Here is an 18,405-nt window from a genome sequence, read left to right as displayed (position 1 = left end):
GCCTCTCTGGATATCTGGTTAAGGAATCAGAACTGGATGCTGATGAGGCGGCGCCGGCCGCCGGTCATGGTCACCTTGGCGACCACGGAGCTGCGGACCGTGGAGCTGAAGCCGAGGCCGGACAGCTGATCCGGAGACGGCTCGCACTTGGTGCGGTCGCCGAGAACCTCGAACACCTTGCGGTGCGGTTGCAGGTCGCTGCGGAGGAACTCGTTGTAGATCCCCCGTGTCGGCTGGTCGTTCACGCACCCCTTGAGGATGAAGAAGTAGTGCCGGTTGCCGACCTCGTTGTCGTCGAAGTAGTTCGGCGAGTACATGATGGTGGACACCGGTACGAACTGTTCGGTGGTGATGCCCCACAACTCCTTGCCCGCACTGCCCGGCTGCACGTCCTTACCCGGCCGGAAAGCGGTGATCACCCCGCCGGCAATCGTCATCCGGCCCACCTCGACGGTCTCCTTGTGGCCGACCGCGCGCTCGTGGCTGTAATGCTCGATCCTCCCGTTGCTCTCTGTCTCGATCACGAAGCCGACCTGGGTGCTGTCCCGCTTGCGGTACTGGTTCACCTCGATCCGGTACTCACCGTCGGGGACACGGTCGGTCCAGGTGACGTTCTCCACCGGCTCGCGGGAGAGCGTCCCGCTGGCGTTCATGTCGACGTCCAGCTTGTTGCGCTTCTCCTGGTACCAGATGTGCTCGCCGTTGGGTTCGTACACGTGCAGGTCCAGGTCGTCGTGGTTGAACCAGGACAGGCTCACCCGCAGCTTGCCGGTGACGTTGCCGCCGGCCCGCTTGACCTTCTCCCTGATCGAGTCGGTGACGTTGCCGCCGTACGACCAGCCGAAATCGTTGTCCCACTTGAACAACCGCGGAGCAGCCGGTCGCCGGCCGGTGGTGAGGCTGACGAGGTGCGGCTCGAAGGTGTTGGCGACCCACAGGTCGATGGTGGCGGCGCCGGGCAGGATGTCCTTCATGAAGGAGACCACGGGAATCTCCTCCGGCTTGGCGTCGCGAAGGAGCGCACCTGACGACCGGATGGTGGCCGCCTGCATGAGCAGCCCTTCGATGCCGTCCTTCATCCGTGCCTGGGTGTCGTTGTCGACCCACAGCACGTTGGTGACCGACACGTCGGACAGTCGGGCGAACCGTCGCTGCAACGACTCCTCGATGCCCAGCTCGGCAATGGTCCTCATGGCGGCCTTGACCATGCCCGGGGTGATCAACGCGGTGGGGCGCTGGTAATTCTGCGGCGCCACCTTCGCCTCGAACGACCGGACCGCCTGCTCCAGGTCGACGCCCGCGGAGAGATCCTGGACGAGGGTGCCGATCACCGTGTTGCGGAACCGGGCCGCCGGGTTCATGGCGTTGGCGAAGACGAAGGCACGTCGGTCGGTCGCCTGGGCCCACCGGTTCTGCAGCGAGCGGAACTCGATCACCGCCCGGCGATGCTCCGCGCCGCGGTAGAGGGCGTTGTCGTCGACGAGGTCGACGACGGTGTCCAGAGCGTGCCGGGTCAGCTCGGCCAGGCCACGCTGGAAGACCTGCACCGCGGCGTCAAAGTTGCCCTGTGCCGCGCCGACGTCCTCGATGCGATGCCGCTCTTCCACCCGGCCGTGCAGGTGGTGCCACACCTCTACCTGGCCGTCGCGCAGCGTTCGGGTGGTCTTCGTCCCGTACTGCGCCTGAGTGGATCGGAAGATGGTGGACAACGGCAGCGAAAGGACGAACTCGTCCAGAGCGGCCGCGACGACAGAGAAGACCGGGTCGGATGCCGACACCCCGGACCAGACGGTACGGACCCGCCCGTCGTGAATCTCGACGACGTTGCCGAAGTGCTTGATGAAACCGCGGCAGGTCGAGCAGTCGTACTCGGATCGCTCACGGAACCGCAGATTGGTGCTGGCGGGAAAAGAATCGAGAAAGGTGAGCCAGAGTGAGTCCCGGTCGAGACCGTCGCCGGCGGCGTACAACTCACCCCTGGACATCGTGGATAGACGCGAAGTCACATCCGTCACGAACTGCTGGAAATCGCCCACCGTTCATCCCCCTTGATCGCCGGAGATGCTACGCAGCGAACGCCAATCGGAGAAACGCGTTTGCGACTGTCCGCACGGTCATAGCGGGCACCGGTGGCCTGCGGTCAGTCGACCGGAGCGCGTACGGCGTTGGGGTGCCGGGCCGGCGGTCAGCGGTTTCCGCCAGTTGGCCGGTGGCGCCGTTGAGTACATCTCGGCTCACGCTGTGGTTGCCTTTTCCGGGCACCGGCAGGCCTGGGTGGTCGAACAACTTCTCAGGCACGCCAGGCTCGCACCGAGGGAACCGTGTGAACGCGCACTCGATCAGGTGCTCGCTCATGCCACCGACCGTGCGCCTGCGCCTCGGCACCCGGTCGCGTTGGCCAAACATCGGCCTCCCACTGCTCGGTGAAGACGTGCCGACACGTAGCCCCAAGGCGCCTGGGCGACGCCAGGGTCACGGGCCCGGGATGGGGGAGCAGGGGAGTGAGCAGCCGGGCGTCCTGAACGGCATTGAACTGCATCCAATAGCGCACAACGGCGCTCAACTGCACCTGCCCCCACCCGCGGCTTCTCGTTCTGCGGATCAGAGTGAGTGCAGCGTCCTGTTTCCCGCGGAGTGCTCCGCGGTTCTGTGGTGCTTCTGCTGGGCCTCGCCGACCGCGCGGAGGTCCGCGACGCCGCAGCCGCGTGGACCGGACGGGTCAACACCGTCACCGCCCGCACGGACCGTGTGGACGTCGACGCGTAGCTGATCCGGCCCGACGGCTGCGTCGCCTGGGCCTTGCCCACCGCGCAGGATCTGGATCTGGACCTGGACACCTCCGCGCTGGTGCGTGCGCTCGGCACCCGGTTCGGCCACCCGGCCTGATCGGCGCATTAACGGTCGTCTCAGATTCGCTCGGTACGAAGTTGGCCTCAGACAAGCGATGCAACCCGTCAGGAGGCTATTGATGTCAGTCAACGCAGCGCCGCCCAGGGAAGCGCCGCCCGGTCGCTTGGCAGGCCGGTGGGTGCCGTGGCTGGTGATCGGCTTGTGGCTGGCGCTGGCGGCGGTCATGGTGCCGTTGAGCGGGAAGTTGAGCTCGGTAACCACCGACAGCGCTGTGGACACCCTGCCGGCCAGCGCCGAGTCCACCAAGGTGGCGGTGCTGGAGGACAGCCTCCCCGGCGGTGAGGACAACACGTTCGTCTTCGTGTACCACCGCGCCGGCGGCATGACCGACGCCGACCGCGCGACGGTCGAGCGCCACTACAACACCCTTGCCGAGCGGTACCCGCCGAAGGCGGCGGCCGGCGAGGACGACGAGGGCCCGGCGACAAGACTCTCCACCGACGGCAAGGCGATGATGTTCACCCTCGACGTGAGCACGACCTACGGCGCACCGGAGGCCATCGTCGGCCCGTTGCGTGACGCCGTGAAGGACCGCCCCACCGGCCTGGAACTCGACGTGACCGGCCCGGCCGCGATCGACGGCGACATGGACGCTGTCTTCGACGGCATCGACCTGCAGGTCTTCCTCACCACGGTCGCCGTCGTCACGGTCCTGCTTATCCTCACCTACCGCAGCCCGGTGTTGTGGTTCATCCCGCTCATGGCTGTGGGCGCGGCCGCACTGACCGCGATGGCGACCGTCTACCTGCTCGTCAAGGGCTTCGGCATCGTGGTCAACGACCAGAACTCGGCGCTGCTGACGATCCTGGTGTTCGGCGTCGGCACGGACTACGCGCTGTTGCTCATCGCTCGATATCGGGAGACTCTGCACCACCACGAGAACGTCCGGGTCGCGATGGTCCACGCTCTACGCGGCGCGGCGCCGGCCATCGTCGCGTCCGCGGCCACCGTGGTCGCCGGCCTGCTCTGCCTGCTCGTCGCCGACCTGAACAGCACCAGCGGATTGGGCCCGATCGGCGCCGCCGGCATCCTGTGTGCGCTGGTGGCCATGCTGACGCTGTTCCCGGCGATGCTCGTGGTGCTCGGCAGGCGAATCTTCTGGCCGGCCATCCCGCGGTTCAGCACTGCCGTGCAGGACAAGCCGGGGTTGTGGGGACGGCTCGGCACCGGCATCAGCCGCCGACGGTGGGTCGCCACGCTCGGCTCGCTCGGAGTCCTCGGCGTGCTCGCCATCGGGCTGGTGGGCAACACCGGCGCCCTGCGGGAGCAGGACCAGTTCCTGTCCGCGCCGGAGTCCGTCACCGGCTTCACCGTCCTCCGCCAGCACTTCCCGGAGCTCGGCGGCCAGCCGATGACGATCTATACGCGGCCGGCGTACCAGGAGCGGGTGGTCGACGTCGTCAAGCGCACTCCCGGCGTGGCAGAGGCCGTCCCGGGCCAGACCGTCGGAGGCTGGGCCGACATCTCCGTGTTCCCGACCGACGCGCCGGACACCGCCGCGGAGTACGACACGATCAAGCGGGTGCGCACCGCTGTGCACGCGGTGAACGGGGCGGAGGCGATCGTCGGCGGGCCGAGCGCGGAGAACCTCGACACCGAGGTCACCACCACCCGCGACGAGAAGCGGGTGATCCCGCTGGTGCTCGCCGTCGTCCTGATCGTCCTCGGGCTGCTGCTCCGCGCGATCGTGGCCCCGCTGGTCCTGATGGCGACTGTGATCGTCTCGTTCGCGGCGGCCTTCGGCGGCAGCGTGTTCGTCTTCGACACGATCCTCGGGTTCAAAGGTATCGACTATTCGGTGCCGCTGCTGGCATTCCTGTTCCTGGTGGCGCTCGGCGTCGACTACAACATCTTCCTGGCCAGCCGGGCCCGGGAGGAGACAGTGCGCCTCGGCACCCGAGAGGGCATGCTGAAGGCCCTGTCGGCCACCGGTGGCGTCATCACCTCGGCAGGCCTGGTCCTGGCGGCCACGTTCGCGGTCCTCGCCACACTTCCGCTGGTGATGCTGATCGAGGTCGGGTTCCTGGTCGCCTTCGGCGTGCTGCTCGACGCCCTGCTGGTGCGGTCGGTCCTGGTGCCCGCCCTCACCCTGCTGATCGGACGGCGGATGTGGTGGCCGAGCCGGTTGTCCCGACCGGTGGAGCTGCCGGACGATCAACGGCCGCTCGTGGAGGGGCCCGCGCCGCAACGGTGAGCGCGGCGGCACAGTCGAGATCCGGGGCGGGCTCTTGCCCGTCCCGGATCTTTGTCATGGCCCGGCGGTCGTCACCGCCTCCGCCGCCCTTGTCCTGCGCCGCCCGCTGCGGCGGGTCCTGGCACCGCGCGCCGTGGCGGTCCCGGCGCCGTGCCGCAGCGGGTCAGCGCGCCACCGTGTCCAACCCCTCGGTGAGCCGCGTGATCCGAGCGGGCGGGGCGGCGGCCGGAAGGATGATCCGCAGCAGCGCGCCACCGCGTGCGGACCGGGCGACGGTGACCCGGCCGGCGTGGGCGTCGACGACCCGCTGCACGATCGACAGCCCCAGACCTGATCCCGGCAGCGCCCGGGCGCTGTCGGCACGGTAGAACCGGTCGAACACCCGCGGCACGTCGACTGCGTCGATGCCCGGCCCGGCGTCGTCGACCTCGAGCACCGCCGACGCGCCCTCGGCACGAAGCCGGACCTGGATCGGCTGGTCAGCGGGGGACCACTTGCCGGCGTTGTCGATGAGGTTGAGCACCGCCCGCTGGAGCGCAGCGGGACGCCCGCTCATCCACACGGAGGTCACGTCGAGCGCGACCTCGATGTCAGGCACGCGGGAACGCGCCCGGGTTGCGGCGGCCACCACCACGTCGGCGAGGTCGAGCAGCTCGGTGCTCTCGTCGCTGACGTCGCCGCGCGCCACCTCGGTCAGCTCGGCGGCAAGGGTGCTCAACTCGGCCACCTGGGCGCCGAGATCGTTGAGCAGCCGGGTCCGGCTCTCCGCCGACAGTGCGCTGTCCAGGGTGCCGCGCCGATCGAGCCGGATCAGCAGCTCGACGTTGAGGCGCAGGCTGGTGAGCGGGGTCTTGAGCTCGTGGGCGGCGTCCTCGGCGAGCAGCCGCTGGGCCTGCCGGGAGTCCCGGAGCGCGGCGAGCATGTCGTTGATCGACTGGATCAGCCTCCGGATCTCCCCACCGCCTTCGTCCGGGATGTCGGCGTCGAGAACCCGGGTGTGCGCGACACGTACCGCTGCGGCAGTCAGCCGGTCGATCGGTGCCAGCCCGGCCCGCGCCACGGTCCGCCCGACAAGGGCGCCGCCAACCACGCAGAGCAGCCCGATCAGCAACATCCCGAACCCGAACCGGTTGATCGGGCTGTCGTCGGCGACGCGGGCCACCTGGACCGCGCCGTCGCCCGCCCGCAGCGTGTAAATGCGGTAGCCGTCGTCGTCGCTGTCGTTCGACTCCATCAGGGCGGCCGACGCGCCCTGTGCCACGCGCCACGCGTGCCCGCTGACCGGAGGTAGCGCGGGTTGGCCGACCGGCGTCCGGGTCGAGCCGTCGGGCAGGATGACCCGTACCAGCCGACCGGACCCGGGATACGGCGGTAGCTGGACCTGCGCCACACCGGCGTGCTCCGCGTCCGCCGCCAGGACGCGGGAGTCGGCGCGCAGCTGATCCTCGGCGGTGTCCCGCAGCTCCCAGTCCATTAGCTCGCTGGCCACCTGGAAGGCCACGAACACGCTGACCGCGATGGCCGTCGCCGCGATCACCGTCAGCCTGGTCCGCAGGGACCGCCGGCGCCACCATCGGGTCAGCCGACGCGGTTCCCGGCCGGCGGGCCTGCTCACGGAGGAGTCTCCCGCAACGTGTATCCCAGGCCGCGCAGCGTGTAGATCAGTCGCGGCTCACCCTCGGTCTCCATCTTGCGGCGCAGGTAGCTCACGTATACCTGGAGGTTGTTGGCGGTGGCGCTCATGTCGAAGCCCCAGATCGCCTCGAACAGCGCGTCGCGGGTCAAGACCCGGGTCGCGTTGCGCACGAGAACCTCCAGCAGGGAGAACTCGGTCCGGGTCAAGCGCAGCGGCCGCCCGCCACGCCACGCCTCGAACCTGTCGGGATCGACCCGGACGTCGGCGAACGACAGGATCTGCGACTCCCCGTCGGCCGGCGTGCGCCGGCGCAGCAGGGCCCGCACCCGGGCCAGCAACTCCTCGGTGGCGAACGGCTTGGGCAGGTAGTCGTCAGCGCCCGCGTCGAGCCCCGCGACCCGGTCGGAGACCTGGTCACGGGCGGTCAGCATCAGCACCGGCAGATCCCGACCCGCGGCCCGCAACCGCCGGCAGGTCTCCAACCCGCCGAGGCGGGGCATCATCACGTCGAGGATCAGCAGATCCGGCGCCGCGCCACCGATCCCGTCGAGCACGGCGAGACCGTTGGCGGCGGTGCTAGTGCCGTAACCCTCGACCTGGAGAACCCGCTCCAGCGACTCACGGATGGCCGCCTCGTCATCGGCGATCATGATCCGCACGCCGGCCCGCCCCCTTCCAGTCGATGCTTTGCCGCTCATCCTCCCCGATCAACCTGAAGCCAGGATTAGAACCGTCGCCTCTGTGGTGCCCGCGGGCCGTGCCCTTACGGATGCCTGAGCTCAGGCTTGACCACTGACGGGACGGCAACGGTCGAACCGGCCCAACCATCCGTCCTCGACCAGGGCGATCCACGCCTACCTGCGGTGGCGCAACGCCAACGCCCGACACCCAGACGTCCTCGCCGCACAACGCCGCGAGCGCGCTCGCATCCGCTCCGAACGCCAACGACGATGGGGTCAGCCCGCCGTACGAACGGCAGCCTGACCCACACCGTGAACGTTCAGCATCAGAGCACTAGCAGGGCTTGGCGTACCAGTACGGGTCGAATTCCACCCAGCTTGCGCCGGCTCCGTCGACGAAGCCGTGGGCTTCATTGCCGTTCTGGTCCAGCAGATAGGCCCAGTAGCTCGGAGTCTGGTTGTTGTAGACGGACCCCCAGCCGTTCCAGTTGAACAGCGCGTAGTTGCCGCAGGCGTAGATCACGAACATGCGACCGCGGAAATCGCCCTCGGTGTAGAGGCACAGGGCGGTGTAGGGGCAGGAGCCAGCGGTCTGCGAGGAGATCCCGGAAACGCTTGCGTTGTTGTTGTCGTCGGGGCCGGCCATGATGGCCTGCGCGGAGATTCCGGCAACGCTCGCGCGGTTGCTGTCGTCGGGGTTGGCGTGGGCGGCCGAGGGCACCGTGAGGGTGGCGACGACAGCGGCGAGTGCGGCGATGAGGAACAGCCGTGGTTTCATGCGACTACAGTCATCAATACATGGCACTGCGTCAATAGACTCGATCTGTGGGGAAAATAACGCATGCGTCCCGTTCTCGTGAATCGGGCCCGTGCCCAGCACTGACGCCGCCGACACCCTCGCCGCCCGGCTGACGCGGTGGACCACCGGATCGTTCCGGGACCTCTTCGACGGCCCCACCACCACCGTCCCGAGCGGGCAGCTGGTGTGCTGGTCCACCCGGCACCTCGCCGACGAACTGCGCGCCCCCGGCATGCTCCTGGCGCTGGATGCGATCTGGCGGGAGGTCGACACCCCGGCCGTCCGCTGCGCGCAGACACCCCGGCGGCTCGTCGTCGTCGACGAAGCCTGGACCCTGCTGCGCGACGGTGAGGGCGCCCGGTTCCTGTCCCGCCTCGCGAAGTCCGCCCGCAAACGTCGGGCCGGGCTGGCGGTCATCACCCAGGACGTCGGGGACCTGCTCGGCTCCGAGCTCGGGCAGGTGGTCATCGCGAACGCCGCCACCCAGGTGCTGCTGCGGCAGGCACCGCAGGCCATCGACGTCATCGCCGACGTGTTCGGCCTGACCGCCGGTGAAGCCCGGGTACTGCTCTCCGCCGGCCGCGGCGAAGGCCTGCTGATCTCGGGCACCCACCGGGTGGGTTTCCAGGCGGTGGCCTCCCCGCAGGAGCACCGGCTGTGCATCGGGGACCTGGAGGTGCCCGACGACGAGTGACACCCGACCGTCCGGGACCGGCCACATATCCGGGGGGCCGCGGGCCGTCGGCAACGGCGGCGCCCGGCCCCTCTTGTCGGTGCTCTCACTGACCGGTCCGACACGTGAACATCAGCTGCACCACGAGGGCGGCCTGACCAACCCCGACCAACGGTGCGGTCACGGCGCTAGGGTCTGTTTCAGATGTAGCGGTAGCGTGAAGCGCCCGTCCTCGGCCAGTGCCTTGCACAATCGGGCCGTGGCCATCAGCGGGCCGGACCGCCCGTCGATGCGCGGGCGTCGCGCCTCGCCGTCAACGGCATACTGGTCAGCGTGCCGGAGCAGCAATCAGATCTTCGTGCCGTGGCGATGCCTCGGCTCCTGGTTCGTCACGTCGTTGAGGCGGACCGGCCACGTTTCGTAGAGCTCTTCTGCGACGAGGGCTTCATGACTTTCTCCAACGGTGTCCTGTCACTCAGCGAGGCCAACGAGCGGTTCGATCGGATGATCTTGCGATGCGCGGAAGTCTCGTTCGCCAAGCAGGCGATCGTTGATCTGTCGTCCGGCGTTGTCGTCGGCTACACAGGAGTTGACTGGATCGATCTGGAGGGCCACCGATGGCTGGAGTGGGGCTACCGACTCGTTCCAGCGGCTCGCGGCAAGGGCTACGCCACTGAGGCAACCGCAGCCCTCTTGGTCAGAGCTGCCGGCGAGTACAGCGGCGACCTCCTCGCGATCATTCACCCGGATAACCACCCATCGCAGAACGTCAGCCGAAAGCTGGGGTTCCGGTGGTGGAAAACGGCCGAAGTGAACGGGGAGCTACGCAACATCTACAGGATGCGATTGCCGACGGCAGGCAGCTAAACCCCTTCACGGCTGCGGTCATAGCCATTCGTTGATTGCGACGACGTGAAGGGTGGCCTGGTAGCGCACGGCGAGCTTGTCGTATCGGGTGGCGACGCCGCGGTGGCGTTTGAGCTGGTTGATGCCGCACTCGACGGCGTGGCGCTGCTTGTAGATCTCAGCGTCGAACGCTGGTGGTCGGCCGCCCTTCGAGCCCTTCTTACGACGGTTGGTCGCTTGGTCGGCCTTGATCGGGATGCATGCCGTGATGCCACGGTGGCGCAGGTGCTCGCGGTTGGCCTTCGAGCTATATGCCTTGTCGGCGAGGACTCGTTCGGGTCGGACCCGGGGTCGGCCGCCGCCGGGCCGAGGTACCCGGATCCTGGCCAGGATCGTGGTGAACTGCGGGCTGTCACCGCGCTGCCCGGCGGTAAGCAGCATCGCAAGAGGCTGACGGCCCTGTTTACAGCCCAGGTGCAGCTTGGTGGTCCAGCCGCCACGAGAGCGACCCAAGGCGTGATCGGTGGGCTCCGGCTCACCGCTACCGCCAGGTGGCTCCTTCTGCGCATCGGGTTCGCGACGGGCGCCGGCAGCGTGTTGATGCGCCCGGGCGATAGTGGAGTCCACGCTCACGTCCCAGGTGATCAATCCGGCAGTGTCGGGGCGAGTCTGCAACCCGGTAACGATGCGCTGCCAGATCCCGGCGCGCTGCCAGCGCCGGAACAGCCCGTAGACGGTCTGCCAGGGCCCGTAGCATTCCGGCACGTCGCGCCAGGGCGAGCCCACCCGCACCCGCCACCGAATACCGTCGATGAGTCGTCGTTTACTCCACTTCGGCGGTCGACCCGGCTTCTTACCCACGGGCAGCAGCGGCGCCCGCGCCGCCCACTGCGCGTCGGTCAGGTCGAACCGCCTCGTCACCGCTACCCTGGCCACGAGGTCTCCGGACTGATGGTCTTCTTCGTCGATGAACCATCTACCGGAGACCTCGCCACATCTCGGCCACCGACACACCAACCGTCGCGGCCTGCCAACGCTCAGCCGCGCCCTATGAAACACGGCGCTAGTCGGGGCCGACCAGGAGGACGAAGGTGCGTGCCAGGCCGAAACGGTCGGTACGCGGCCAGTCCAGGGCGGCGAGCGCCGCGGCGGACGGTTCGTGCCGCTGGCCGTTGATCCGGACCTCGCACTCGGTGGAGTCACCACCCTGGCCGACCAGCATGCGAACGCCATTGAGATACGGGCGGTCGAGCCCGGCCGCGATCACCGGCGCCAGGGTCGACCACGGCATCGCCTCAGCGAACCACTCCTGCTTAGCCTGTGATCCGTCAACGGACCACCCGGTCACACTGCCGACTATCGCATGCCAGCCGGCGAACCCGCCCTGGTCGCCGGACCTGAAGTGGTTCGCCAGTCGCCCTTGCTGCTCGATCATCTCCAGGACCGTCACCAGGCAGGTCTCCATCCACGCCTGGATCGCCTGATGGGCCGCCTCGACCGGATCAGCCGCAAGACCAAGCGTGCAGTCGACGACCGTTGGCACGTCCGGCCGGTCGACATTCAGCAGGATCTCCAGGTCCAGGTGGCGGTAGTCGTCGCTGTCCGACGGAAGAACCCGGACGCCCAACGATCCCGACCGCAGCATCGGCCCTTCGGTCAGCAGCCACTCGCCACCGACCTCGGCAAGCATCGGCGCGGCAAGCTCCAACACACGCTCGGCAGGGAGGGGCTGTGGGGTCGGCCGCTGGTCGATCATGGTGGTTCACCATACCGGCAACGCTCAGTGCCGTGGGCCGAGCAACATCGTGAACGTTGGTGGTCAGGGCACTAGGCGTCGCGGCGCAGCGTGAACCAGAAGGTCGGCACCGAGTTGGTGCCGGGTGTGACGTCGATCAGTTCCCAGCCGGGGAACCTGGCGCGGAGCTCGTCGGCGGTGACGCCCGCCGCCCACGACGTGACGTCGTGGATCGGATTGCCGAGCGGCTCGGGGCCGTACCCGAACATCAGCAGCCGTGCTCCGGGAGCGGCGCGGTGGGTGAGCCCGGCGGCGTAGGCGTCGCGGCGGTGTAGCGGGATCCCGCAGTAGCAGCTCAGGTCGAAGAACAGGTCGAAGGGGCCCGGCACGTCCAGTTCGTCGAGGCGGGTGGCGTCTCCGTGCAGCAGTCGTACCGTCACTCCCGCCGCCGCGGCCTTCTCCCTGGCCTGGTCGACGGCGTGGTCGATCAGGTCGACGGCCGCCACCTCCCAGCCGTGCCGTGCGAGGTAGGTGGCGTTGGTCCCCGTGCCGCAGCCGAGTTCGAGGGCGCGGCCGGGCGGCAGTGCGTCGTGCCCCTCGACCAGGTCGACCAGCTCGGGCGGCGTTACGCCGGTGTCCCACGGTGGCGTGCCGGTGCGGTAGTAGCCCTCCAGTGCGCGGTGGACGGACTCCTCCTCCGGGTCTCGCTGCGTGGGGGTCAGGTCCGGTGTTGGCGTCCGAGTGGCGGGGGGCCGGTCCATGTCTCCTCCAAGAATTTAGAGTCGAACTCTAGTGACGTGCTCTAAAGATAAGCTAGCCATATGGACAGGGTCAAGCGGCCGGACAAGCGAGCCGAGCGTTCACGCCGTACCCGCGAAAAGGTCGTCGAGGCGGCTCGCGAGCTGTTCGTCGCGCAGGGTTACGGGGCGACGAGCCTGCAGGAGGTCGCGGACCGTGCGGGCGTCGCCGTCCAGACGGTCTACTTCGTCTTCGGCAACAAGCGCACGCTGTTCAAGGACGTCGTCGACACGTCCATCGCCGGGGACACCGAGCCGGTGGCCACCATGGATCGTGAGTGGTTCCGCGCCGCGTGCGCCGAGCCCACCGCGGCCGGGCAATTGCGCGCGCACGTCCACGGCACCCGCGAGATCCTGGGCCGGGTCGCCCCGATCATGCCGCTGATCGCGACAGCCGCAGCCACCGACCCCGAGATCGCCGCACAGTGGCCGGACGGCCCCGACCCGCGCTACACCGTGCAGTACGCAGCGGCCGAAGCCCTGGCCGGCAAGCCCGACATCCGTCCCGGCCTCTCCATCGAGATGGCGGCGGACCTGTTGTTCGGCCTTCTCAGCCCGCAGCTCTACCTGATCTTCGTCCGCGACCGCGACTGGTCACCGGACACGTGGGAAGAGTGGGCCCGCACCGCTTTGACCTCCCACATCTGCGCCGACCCCGGCTAGGGCCAGCCTGTCCTTCCGATCATGGATCGGTGCGGCAGGGTGTCTTGGCTAGAGTCTCGCCGTGGTTGTGGTCAACATGGTTGAGAAGTTCGGCGTGGACGATGTCCTCGAACGCTCGTGGGAGCTGCCATCAGCGGTCATCGAGCCGCTGCGCGCGCATGTTGAGGTGACGCCCGACGGGTGGGTCGTGGACGTGTGGCCCATGACAGCGCGGCTCGCCGCCATCGTGCAGCCTTGACGCGAGTCATCGGAGCCAGATGGTGGCGGCGATGAGGACTAGGCTGGCCCGGCAGAGGGATGCGCGTTTGGCGTAACGGATAGCCAGATCACGCCACTGCTTGAGCCGGTTGAAGCAGCGTTCCACGACGTTGCGCTTCTTATAGACCTGCTTGTCGAAGGCCGGTGGTCGGCCGCCGGCGCTGCCCTTGGCGGCCCGGCGAGCGACTCGGTCGCTGCGTTCGGGGATGACGTCTCGTGCGACTGACCCGCTTGGGCTTCACCGTCTGCCGGGGGTGGCGGTTTGCGTGGCTCTGACCTCCCGAGGCTGGAACTTGCCTGGAACCATCAGAGCCGTGACGACCTTCCGCCTCCTGCAGCAGACGAATCGCTCCTCGCGATTCGCCCAGGTCACCGTCGAGGTCGCAGCATCGAGCTGGTTCGACGTAGAGGTGACCGCCGCCGCGGTCGACGAACACCGGCGGGAAGCTGAGCTGGGCGCTCGGTGGGCTCTGCGTGGACTCCCCGCAGCGGCGAGGGTAACCGTCACCAATCTTGTCGTCACCGAGGTCGACACCAGTGTGGGCGACGTCTACGAGGCCACTGCCCGCGCTGTGTGGCAGGCGTTGCGCGTCGAGTACCCGGTGCCGTACCTGGGTTTCAGCGATCCTGGGATGGTCGCGTCGTGGCTGGGGAGCATGGTGGGCCGACGGCTCGAGGCTGTGACGGAGGCCCGGTACTGGTCTGAGGGACGGCGTGAAGCGGATGTCGAGAGCCTGCTGCACGCGTGGCTGTTCTTCGGAAGCGCGATGCCGGTGGGTCTGCACGGTGGTGGCGATCAACTCTTGCTCGCGAAGGAGGATCCGTACTGTTCCTACGACATGGACGAGTACGGAGAGACGAGGGTCGGACCGGCGCGGCGTCCGGACGTGCTGTCCGGGTTCGTCGGCGCCCGGCTCACTGACGGCGCTGTGATCGTCGGCCAAGACGTTGACGAGGTCTGCGCTGGTCTCGTGTTGCGGTTCGAGGACGGCGACCTCGTTATCGGCACGCTCGGCGACGAGTGGGTTCTCGCCGTTGGCCCGGTGCCGTCGGCCGCCGCTCAGTACTGGGCTGTGCAGCCGTTCGTGCATGGCGGTTGCCGGTAGGGTGCGACGGTCGACGTGCAGTCGGACCTGGCCGAGGATTACGTAATTGCGACACGGTGCCTGCCAGCGGCGTGATGCCCTTGCGGAGGTTGAGCGCCCCGTAGGGTCAGGCGGGGCGTGTCGGTGGCTGGAATTACCGTGCTTGTATGGCTGCACGGATGGACAACGCGACTGACATCGCATCTGCCCTGCGAGCGACCGCCCTGCGTGGGCATCCCGTCCGGGAGGGAGCCGGCCGTACCTTCCTGGTGGAGGATGTCGATCCTGCTTGACTCCTTGAGGCTTGGCGGGCGGCTCATGCCGCCATGCCGGTTACCGGCCGATGGCCGGTTTTCACGTTGCCGGGCGACCTCGACCACGAACCGGACACTGATGAGATCGCTGAACTGGACCTGGCAGTTCGGACGCTGGACCCCTGGCCGGTGTATCAGCGATACGGCAGCGATGCCGTCCAGGGCCAGGCAGAGGTTGAGGGCTATGTTCGAGCGTTCCTGGGTGGCGAGATGGTCGCCGCGGCACTCGAGCAGTTGACCCTACCGACCACCTCGGCGGCGCTGCAGAGGTGGACCTATGACACCGTGCTCGCCGACCCGGAACTCGCCTCCCGAGCCTTCCGCGGGTCCGAATACCTTGTCGGCACGAGCAGATGGCACACCTGGCCCGAGGTGCAGCTGGTGCTGCTGCCCACGACGTCGCAGTGGCTGGCCCCCGGCTGGGTGCCCTACTTCGGAGCGACCCGCGACAACGGTATTCCGGCGTTGGCAGCGGCCATGTGGCAGTGGGAGCAGCGGTGGGGCGCCTCCCTCATCGCCGGCTGGGGCACCATGCTGCAGTTCACTGCCCAACGCCGGCCGCACTCGGGCTCGCAGGCGTGGGAGCTCGCCGGGCAGCACATGGCCGTCGGTGGCAGCTTGCAGTGCGAGCAGTGGCAACTCGCGATCGCGCTTACCCAGGGCGACGCATGGTTCCTGCACGATCGCCCCTGACCGGTGCCTCATCATCATTCACCGCTGGCCGGGATTGAGCCGTCGGCGCCAGCCGTCGGTGCCGAGACGGCACGCTAGGTAGTGGTGGCCTGTGCCTGCGGCATGAGGCTCTCGATCAGTTAAATTGCCGTCGTGGAAATGCGGATCCAGGTGCTGGAGGGTGCCCTCGTTGAAACCTCGACGGCCGACGCCACAGGCATGGACCGGCGGGCGTTCGGCGAGTTCGTGGGGCCGCACGGTGAGTTGGCCTCGTACGCGTTCGGCTGGACCAGCGGCTCGGACCCGCACGTCGCCCGTCTGTCCGTGGGGATTGGTGCCGGCAATCCTGGGGGTGGCACCTTCCACGCCGTCATCTTCGCGAACGAGGACGGTCACGCGTTCTCCCTCGTCGACGAGCCGTTCGAGCGGGTGCCGCAGGGCGGTCCGGACCTGACCGCGGAGCAGTCGCGGGCCCACGAGGACCTGCCGTTCGTTTGGTGGGTCACCGACCACGTCATGCGGCACGACCGGCGAGCCTGGTGGATGCGGCACTGGCTGCTGGGCACCGTCTGTATCCAGACCCCTGAAGTCTTCGAACGCCATGAGCCTGTTCTATTCGTCAGTCACGACGCCGACGACGGAGTCTGGCAGTTGATCGGAGCCTCCGACGCGAGCGGCACCAACGGCAAAGCCGGGCACCTGCACCATGCCGCCGACGAGGACCCCACCCTGATAGATGTTCTTGACCTGTCACGTGGTCGCAGCGTGGTACGCGCGGGCGTGGGACAACCCTGGACCGGCCACGTCTAACCCGATCGAGAACTCTTTCACCCTCTTTCGGACACAGCAGCAGGGAAGCGGTGTACCTGTAGCTGGATCTGCCGCTGTCTGGACGATACGCGTCAGGGTGTCGGGGAAGGCGAGGCCGACGCAAGCGAAGAAGGTGCAGGCCGCTGTCGAGGCCATGTGACCAACGGCGGCCTGAGGTGGTCACTGCTGCGGCTCTGCCGCAGTTCCAGCGTCCTCGCCGTCGAACCGCCACGCCATCAGTCGATCCGCTGCCTTAGCGGGCGTCCCGTCCGCCAGCAAATCCTGGCGGTAGCCGCGCAGCGCATCCTTCACTCCGTCGAAGCGTTCCTTCACGACGAACGCCCGAGCGCTCGCCTCGTTTACCGCATCCTCGGCAGCGCGCGGGCGGCCCATCACGTCGTCAAGTTCGACAGCGGCGGCGCCAAGGGTGGCGTGGATGTGGGCGGCGGCGAGCGTGTCGTGTCGGCGACTGCGTTCGACGAGTCGGCCATGGAGGTCCACTCGTCCTGCTGGTATCGGCCGGTGTGGCTTTCTGTGGCGCTTCTCTTGACTTCCCTCAAAGCCGGGCGTAAACAAAGCACAAGCAAAACGAAACGGCGGTGAAACAACACCATGTACGCCGAAGAACGACAGCAGGAGATCCTTCGCATCGCCCGGGACGTGGGCCGGGTCGAGGTCGCTGGCCTGGCCGATGGGCTCAACGTGACGTCGGAGACCATCCGCCGCGATCTCACCATCCTGGAGCGGGCCGGCGTGTTGCGCCGAGTCCACGGTGGAGCGATCCCGGTCGAACGGCTCGGGTTCGAGCCCGCGCTGGCGGCGCGTGACGCGGTACTCATCGAGGAAAAGGAGCGCATCGCCAAGCTCGCCTTGAGCGAGGTGCCGGAGGAGGGCGCGATCATCCTCGACGCCGGCACCACGACCGCCCGGCTGGCCCAGCTGCTCCCGGTCGACCGTGAGCTGACCGTCGTGGTCAACTCGCCGGTCATCGCCACGACCCTCGGTACCTATGCCAACCTCAACGTCCTGCTGTTGGGTGGACGGGTCCGCGGGAAGACCCTGGCGACCGTCGACGACTGGGCGCTGTCGCCGTTGGCGGACCTCTACGTCGACGTCGCGTTCATCGGAACCAACGGCATCTCGGTCGAGCGTGGGCTGACCACCCCGGACCCGTCCGAGGCGGCGGTGAAGCGGGCGATGGTCCGTGCGGCCCGCCGCACGGTGGTGGTCGCCGATCACACCAAGCTCGGCAACGACTATTTGGCCCGGTTCGCTGAGCTGGCCGACGTCGATCTGCTCATCACCGACAGTCGTGCCGACCTCGACCTGGTCGGTGACCTGGAGTCCGCAGGCGTTCGGGTGGTACGCGCATGAGAGCGGGCCGGGCATGATCGTCACCGTCACCCTCAACCCCAGCCTCGACCGGGCCGTAGAGGTCTACTCACTCACTCGGGGCGAAGTCATCCGGGCTGCCACCGCTCACCTTGACCCCGGCGGCAAGGGCGTCAACGTATCCCGTGCCCTGCTGGCCAACGGGGTGCCGTCGGTAGCGGTGTTGCCGTCCGGCGGTGACGAGGGCAACCAGCTCATCCGCCTACTGAAGGCGGAGGGTGTGGACGTCCTCGCCGTGTCGATTTCCGGAAGGACCCGTTCCAACATCACCCTGGCCGAGCCCGACGGCACGGTCACCAAGATCAACGAGCCTGGCCCGGCCATGTGCCGCGCCGAGTTCGACGAGGTGATCGACCGTGTGCTCGCCCGTGCCAGCGGTGCCGACTGGGTCGTGCTGTGCGGCAGCGTCCCGCCCGGCCTGCCCGCCGACGCTTACGCTCAGTTGTGCCGGAAGCTGCGCGCTGCCGGCGTCAGGGTCGCCGTCGATACCAGCGGTCCTGCCCTGCGCGAGGCTGCCCTGGCCGGGGCGACCCTGCTCAAGCCCAACCGCGACGAACTGGCCGACGTGGTCGGCACCCCGCTGAAGGACCTCGGCGATGTGATCGATGCCGCTCAGCGCCTGCGGGCATGGGGAGCCAGCACCGTCGTGGCCAGCCTCGGCGCTGACGGCGCTGTCCTGGTCGATGCCGAAGGGGTCCGCACCGGCACCTGTCCGGTCGCCCGGCCCCGGAGCACCGTCGGCGCCGGCGATGCGCTGCTCGCCGGCTTCCTCGCTGCGGGCGCGCAGGGTGCCGTCGCTCTCGCTGAGGGCCTGGCCTGGGGCGCCGCCGCGGTGAGCCTGCCCGGCAGCCGGATGCCCGGCCCAGCGGACCTGTTCCGCCACGACGTCACCATCCACCCCTAGCCGGACGAGCTTCTTCCCCTGCGGCCGTCTGGACCGC

18 protein-coding genes and 3 pseudogenes are annotated in these 18,405 nt (G+C 68.4%); 12 read left to right on the top strand and 9 right to left on the bottom strand.

Annotated features, from left to right (window positions below):
• Positions 1-26: 26 nt before the first annotated feature.
• Positions 27-2,036, bottom strand: a complete 2,010-nt coding sequence (locus tag IW249_RS31685) for a DUF8224 domain-containing phage-derived protein (RefSeq protein WP_196924144.1) — start codon at positions 2,034-2,036, stop codon at positions 27-29.
• Positions 2,037-2,766: 730 nt separating this feature from the next.
• Between IW249_RS31685 and IW249_RS35285 the strand changes: the two genes are divergently transcribed.
• Both IW249_RS35285 and IW249_RS31680 read left to right on the top strand, forming a co-directional pair.
• A complete protein-coding gene (locus tag IW249_RS35285) occupies positions 2,767-2,886 on the top strand; it encodes an aromatic-ring hydroxylase C-terminal domain-containing protein (RefSeq protein WP_372433055.1) in 120 nt (39 codons plus the stop codon).
• Positions 2,887-2,968: 82 nt separating this feature from the next.
• Positions 2,969-5,104 (top strand): MMPL family transporter, encoded by a 2,136-nt coding sequence (locus IW249_RS31680; protein ID WP_196924143.1) that lies wholly within the window; start codon positions 2,969-2,971, stop codon positions 5,102-5,104.
• 163 nt (positions 5,105-5,267) lie between these two features.
• On the opposite strand, the gene IW249_RS31675 is transcribed toward IW249_RS31680, so the two are convergent.
• Positions 5,268-6,719, bottom strand: a complete 1,452-nt coding sequence (locus IW249_RS31675) for a HAMP domain-containing sensor histidine kinase (RefSeq protein WP_196924142.1) — start codon at positions 6,717-6,719, stop codon at positions 5,268-5,270.
• A complete protein-coding gene (locus IW249_RS31670) occupies positions 6,716-7,390 on the bottom strand; it encodes a response regulator transcription factor (protein WP_269215505.1) in 675 nt (224 codons plus the stop codon). Before IW249_RS31670 ends, IW249_RS31675 begins: the two co-directional genes overlap by 4 nt.
• A gap of 160 nt (positions 7,391-7,550) precedes the next feature.
• On the opposite strand from IW249_RS31670, the pseudogene IW249_RS35380 reads away from it, so the two are divergent.
• Positions 7,551-7,724, top strand: a pseudogene (locus IW249_RS35380) (IS630 family transposase); the annotation flags it as partial.
• A 30-nt stretch (positions 7,725-7,754) separates the two neighbouring features.
• Here IW249_RS35380 and IW249_RS31665 read toward each other — a convergent pair.
• On the bottom strand, positions 7,755-8,198 hold the full coding sequence (locus tag IW249_RS31665) for a peptidase inhibitor family I36 protein (RefSeq protein ID WP_196924140.1): 444 nt from the start codon (positions 8,196-8,198) through the stop codon (positions 7,755-7,757).
• A gap of 106 nt (positions 8,199-8,304) precedes the next feature.
• Here IW249_RS31665 and IW249_RS31660 point away from each other — a divergent pair.
• Both IW249_RS31660 and IW249_RS31655 read left to right on the top strand, forming a co-directional pair.
• A pseudogene (locus tag IW249_RS31660) lies at positions 8,305-8,913 on the top strand (VirB4 family type IV secretion system protein); the annotation flags it as partial.
• Positions 8,914-9,225: 312 nt separating this feature from the next.
• A complete protein-coding gene (locus tag IW249_RS31655) occupies positions 9,226-9,759 on the top strand; it encodes a GNAT family N-acetyltransferase (RefSeq protein ID WP_196924139.1) in 534 nt (177 codons plus the stop codon).
• 18 nt (positions 9,760-9,777) lie between these two features.
• Here the strand turns inward: IW249_RS31655 and IW249_RS31650 are convergent, their stop codons facing one another.
• From IW249_RS31650 to IW249_RS31640, 3 genes are all read right to left on the bottom strand, one after another.
• Entirely contained in the window at positions 9,778-10,674 is an 897-nt protein-coding gene (locus tag IW249_RS31650; protein WP_196924138.1) for an IS5 family transposase, read from the bottom strand.
• A gap of 127 nt (positions 10,675-10,801) precedes the next feature.
• Positions 10,802-11,494: a DUF6348 family protein gene (locus IW249_RS31645; protein ID WP_196924137.1), complete on the bottom strand. Its 693-nt coding sequence runs from the start codon at positions 11,492-11,494 to the stop codon at positions 10,802-10,804.
• A gap of 71 nt (positions 11,495-11,565) precedes the next feature.
• Positions 11,566-12,234 carry a class I SAM-dependent methyltransferase gene (locus IW249_RS31640; RefSeq protein WP_196924136.1) on the bottom strand — a complete coding sequence of 223 codons (669 nt, stop codon included), beginning with the start codon at positions 12,232-12,234 and terminating at the stop codon, positions 11,566-11,568.
• Between the two features lie 60 nt (positions 12,235-12,294).
• On the opposite strand from IW249_RS31640, the gene IW249_RS31635 reads away from it, so the two are divergent.
• Together IW249_RS31635 and IW249_RS31630 are read left to right on the top strand one after the other, a co-directional pair.
• Positions 12,295-12,933: a TetR/AcrR family transcriptional regulator gene (locus tag IW249_RS31635; RefSeq protein WP_196924135.1), complete on the top strand. Its 639-nt coding sequence runs from the start codon at positions 12,295-12,297 to the stop codon at positions 12,931-12,933.
• 61 nt (positions 12,934-12,994) lie between these two features.
• A complete protein-coding gene (locus IW249_RS31630) occupies positions 12,995-13,171 on the top strand; it encodes a hypothetical protein (protein ID WP_196924134.1) in 177 nt (58 codons plus the stop codon).
• Positions 13,172-13,177: 6 nt separating this feature from the next.
• Here IW249_RS31630 and IW249_RS31625 read toward each other — a convergent pair.
• Positions 13,178-13,408 (bottom strand): annotated as a pseudogene (locus tag IW249_RS31625) (IS5/IS1182 family transposase); the annotation flags it as partial.
• A gap of 97 nt (positions 13,409-13,505) precedes the next feature.
• Here IW249_RS31625 and IW249_RS34605 point away from each other — a divergent pair.
• The 3 genes from IW249_RS34605 to IW249_RS31610 all read left to right on the top strand — a co-directional run bounded on the left by IW249_RS34605 (position 13,506) and on the right by IW249_RS31610 (position 16,072).
• Complete coding sequence (locus tag IW249_RS34605) at positions 13,506-14,297, top strand: hypothetical protein (protein ID WP_231392737.1); 792 nt, start codon at positions 13,506-13,508, stop codon at positions 14,295-14,297.
• Positions 14,298-14,602: 305 nt separating this feature from the next.
• Positions 14,603-15,283, top strand: a complete 681-nt coding sequence (locus tag IW249_RS31615) for a DUF4253 domain-containing protein (protein WP_196924133.1) — start codon at positions 14,603-14,605, stop codon at positions 15,281-15,283.
• Positions 15,284-15,421: 138 nt separating this feature from the next.
• Positions 15,422-16,072: a hypothetical protein gene (locus IW249_RS31610; protein WP_196925045.1), complete on the top strand. Its 651-nt coding sequence runs from the start codon at positions 15,422-15,424 to the stop codon at positions 16,070-16,072.
• Between the two features lie 180 nt (positions 16,073-16,252).
• Here IW249_RS31610 and IW249_RS31605 read toward each other — a convergent pair whose 3' ends face one another.
• Complete coding sequence (locus IW249_RS31605; protein ID WP_196924132.1) at positions 16,253-16,573, bottom strand: hypothetical protein; 321 nt, start codon at positions 16,571-16,573, stop codon at positions 16,253-16,255.
• Positions 16,574-16,684: 111 nt separating this feature from the next.
• On the opposite strand from IW249_RS31605, the gene IW249_RS31600 reads away from it, so the two are divergent.
• Together IW249_RS31600 and pfkB are read left to right on the top strand one after the other, a co-directional pair.
• Positions 16,685-17,446, top strand: coding sequence for a DeoR/GlpR family DNA-binding transcription regulator (locus IW249_RS31600; protein ID WP_112676261.1), 762 nt, complete (start codon positions 16,685-16,687; stop codon positions 17,444-17,446).
• A gap of 13 nt (positions 17,447-17,459) precedes the next feature.
• Complete coding sequence (pfkB, locus tag IW249_RS31595; protein ID WP_196925044.1) at positions 17,460-18,368, top strand: 1-phosphofructokinase; 909 nt, start codon at positions 17,460-17,462, stop codon at positions 18,366-18,368.
• Positions 18,369-18,405: the final 37 nt, after the last annotated feature.

Origin of the sequence: Micromonospora vinacea, from assembly GCF_015751785.1 — a bacterium.
In the GTDB taxonomy this organism is placed as follows: domain Bacteria; phylum Actinomycetota; class Actinomycetes; order Mycobacteriales; family Micromonosporaceae; genus Micromonospora; species Micromonospora vinacea.
The sequence above is the reverse complement of the archived record's forward strand: the minus strand, read 5'-3'. Positions and strand labels throughout refer to the sequence as shown.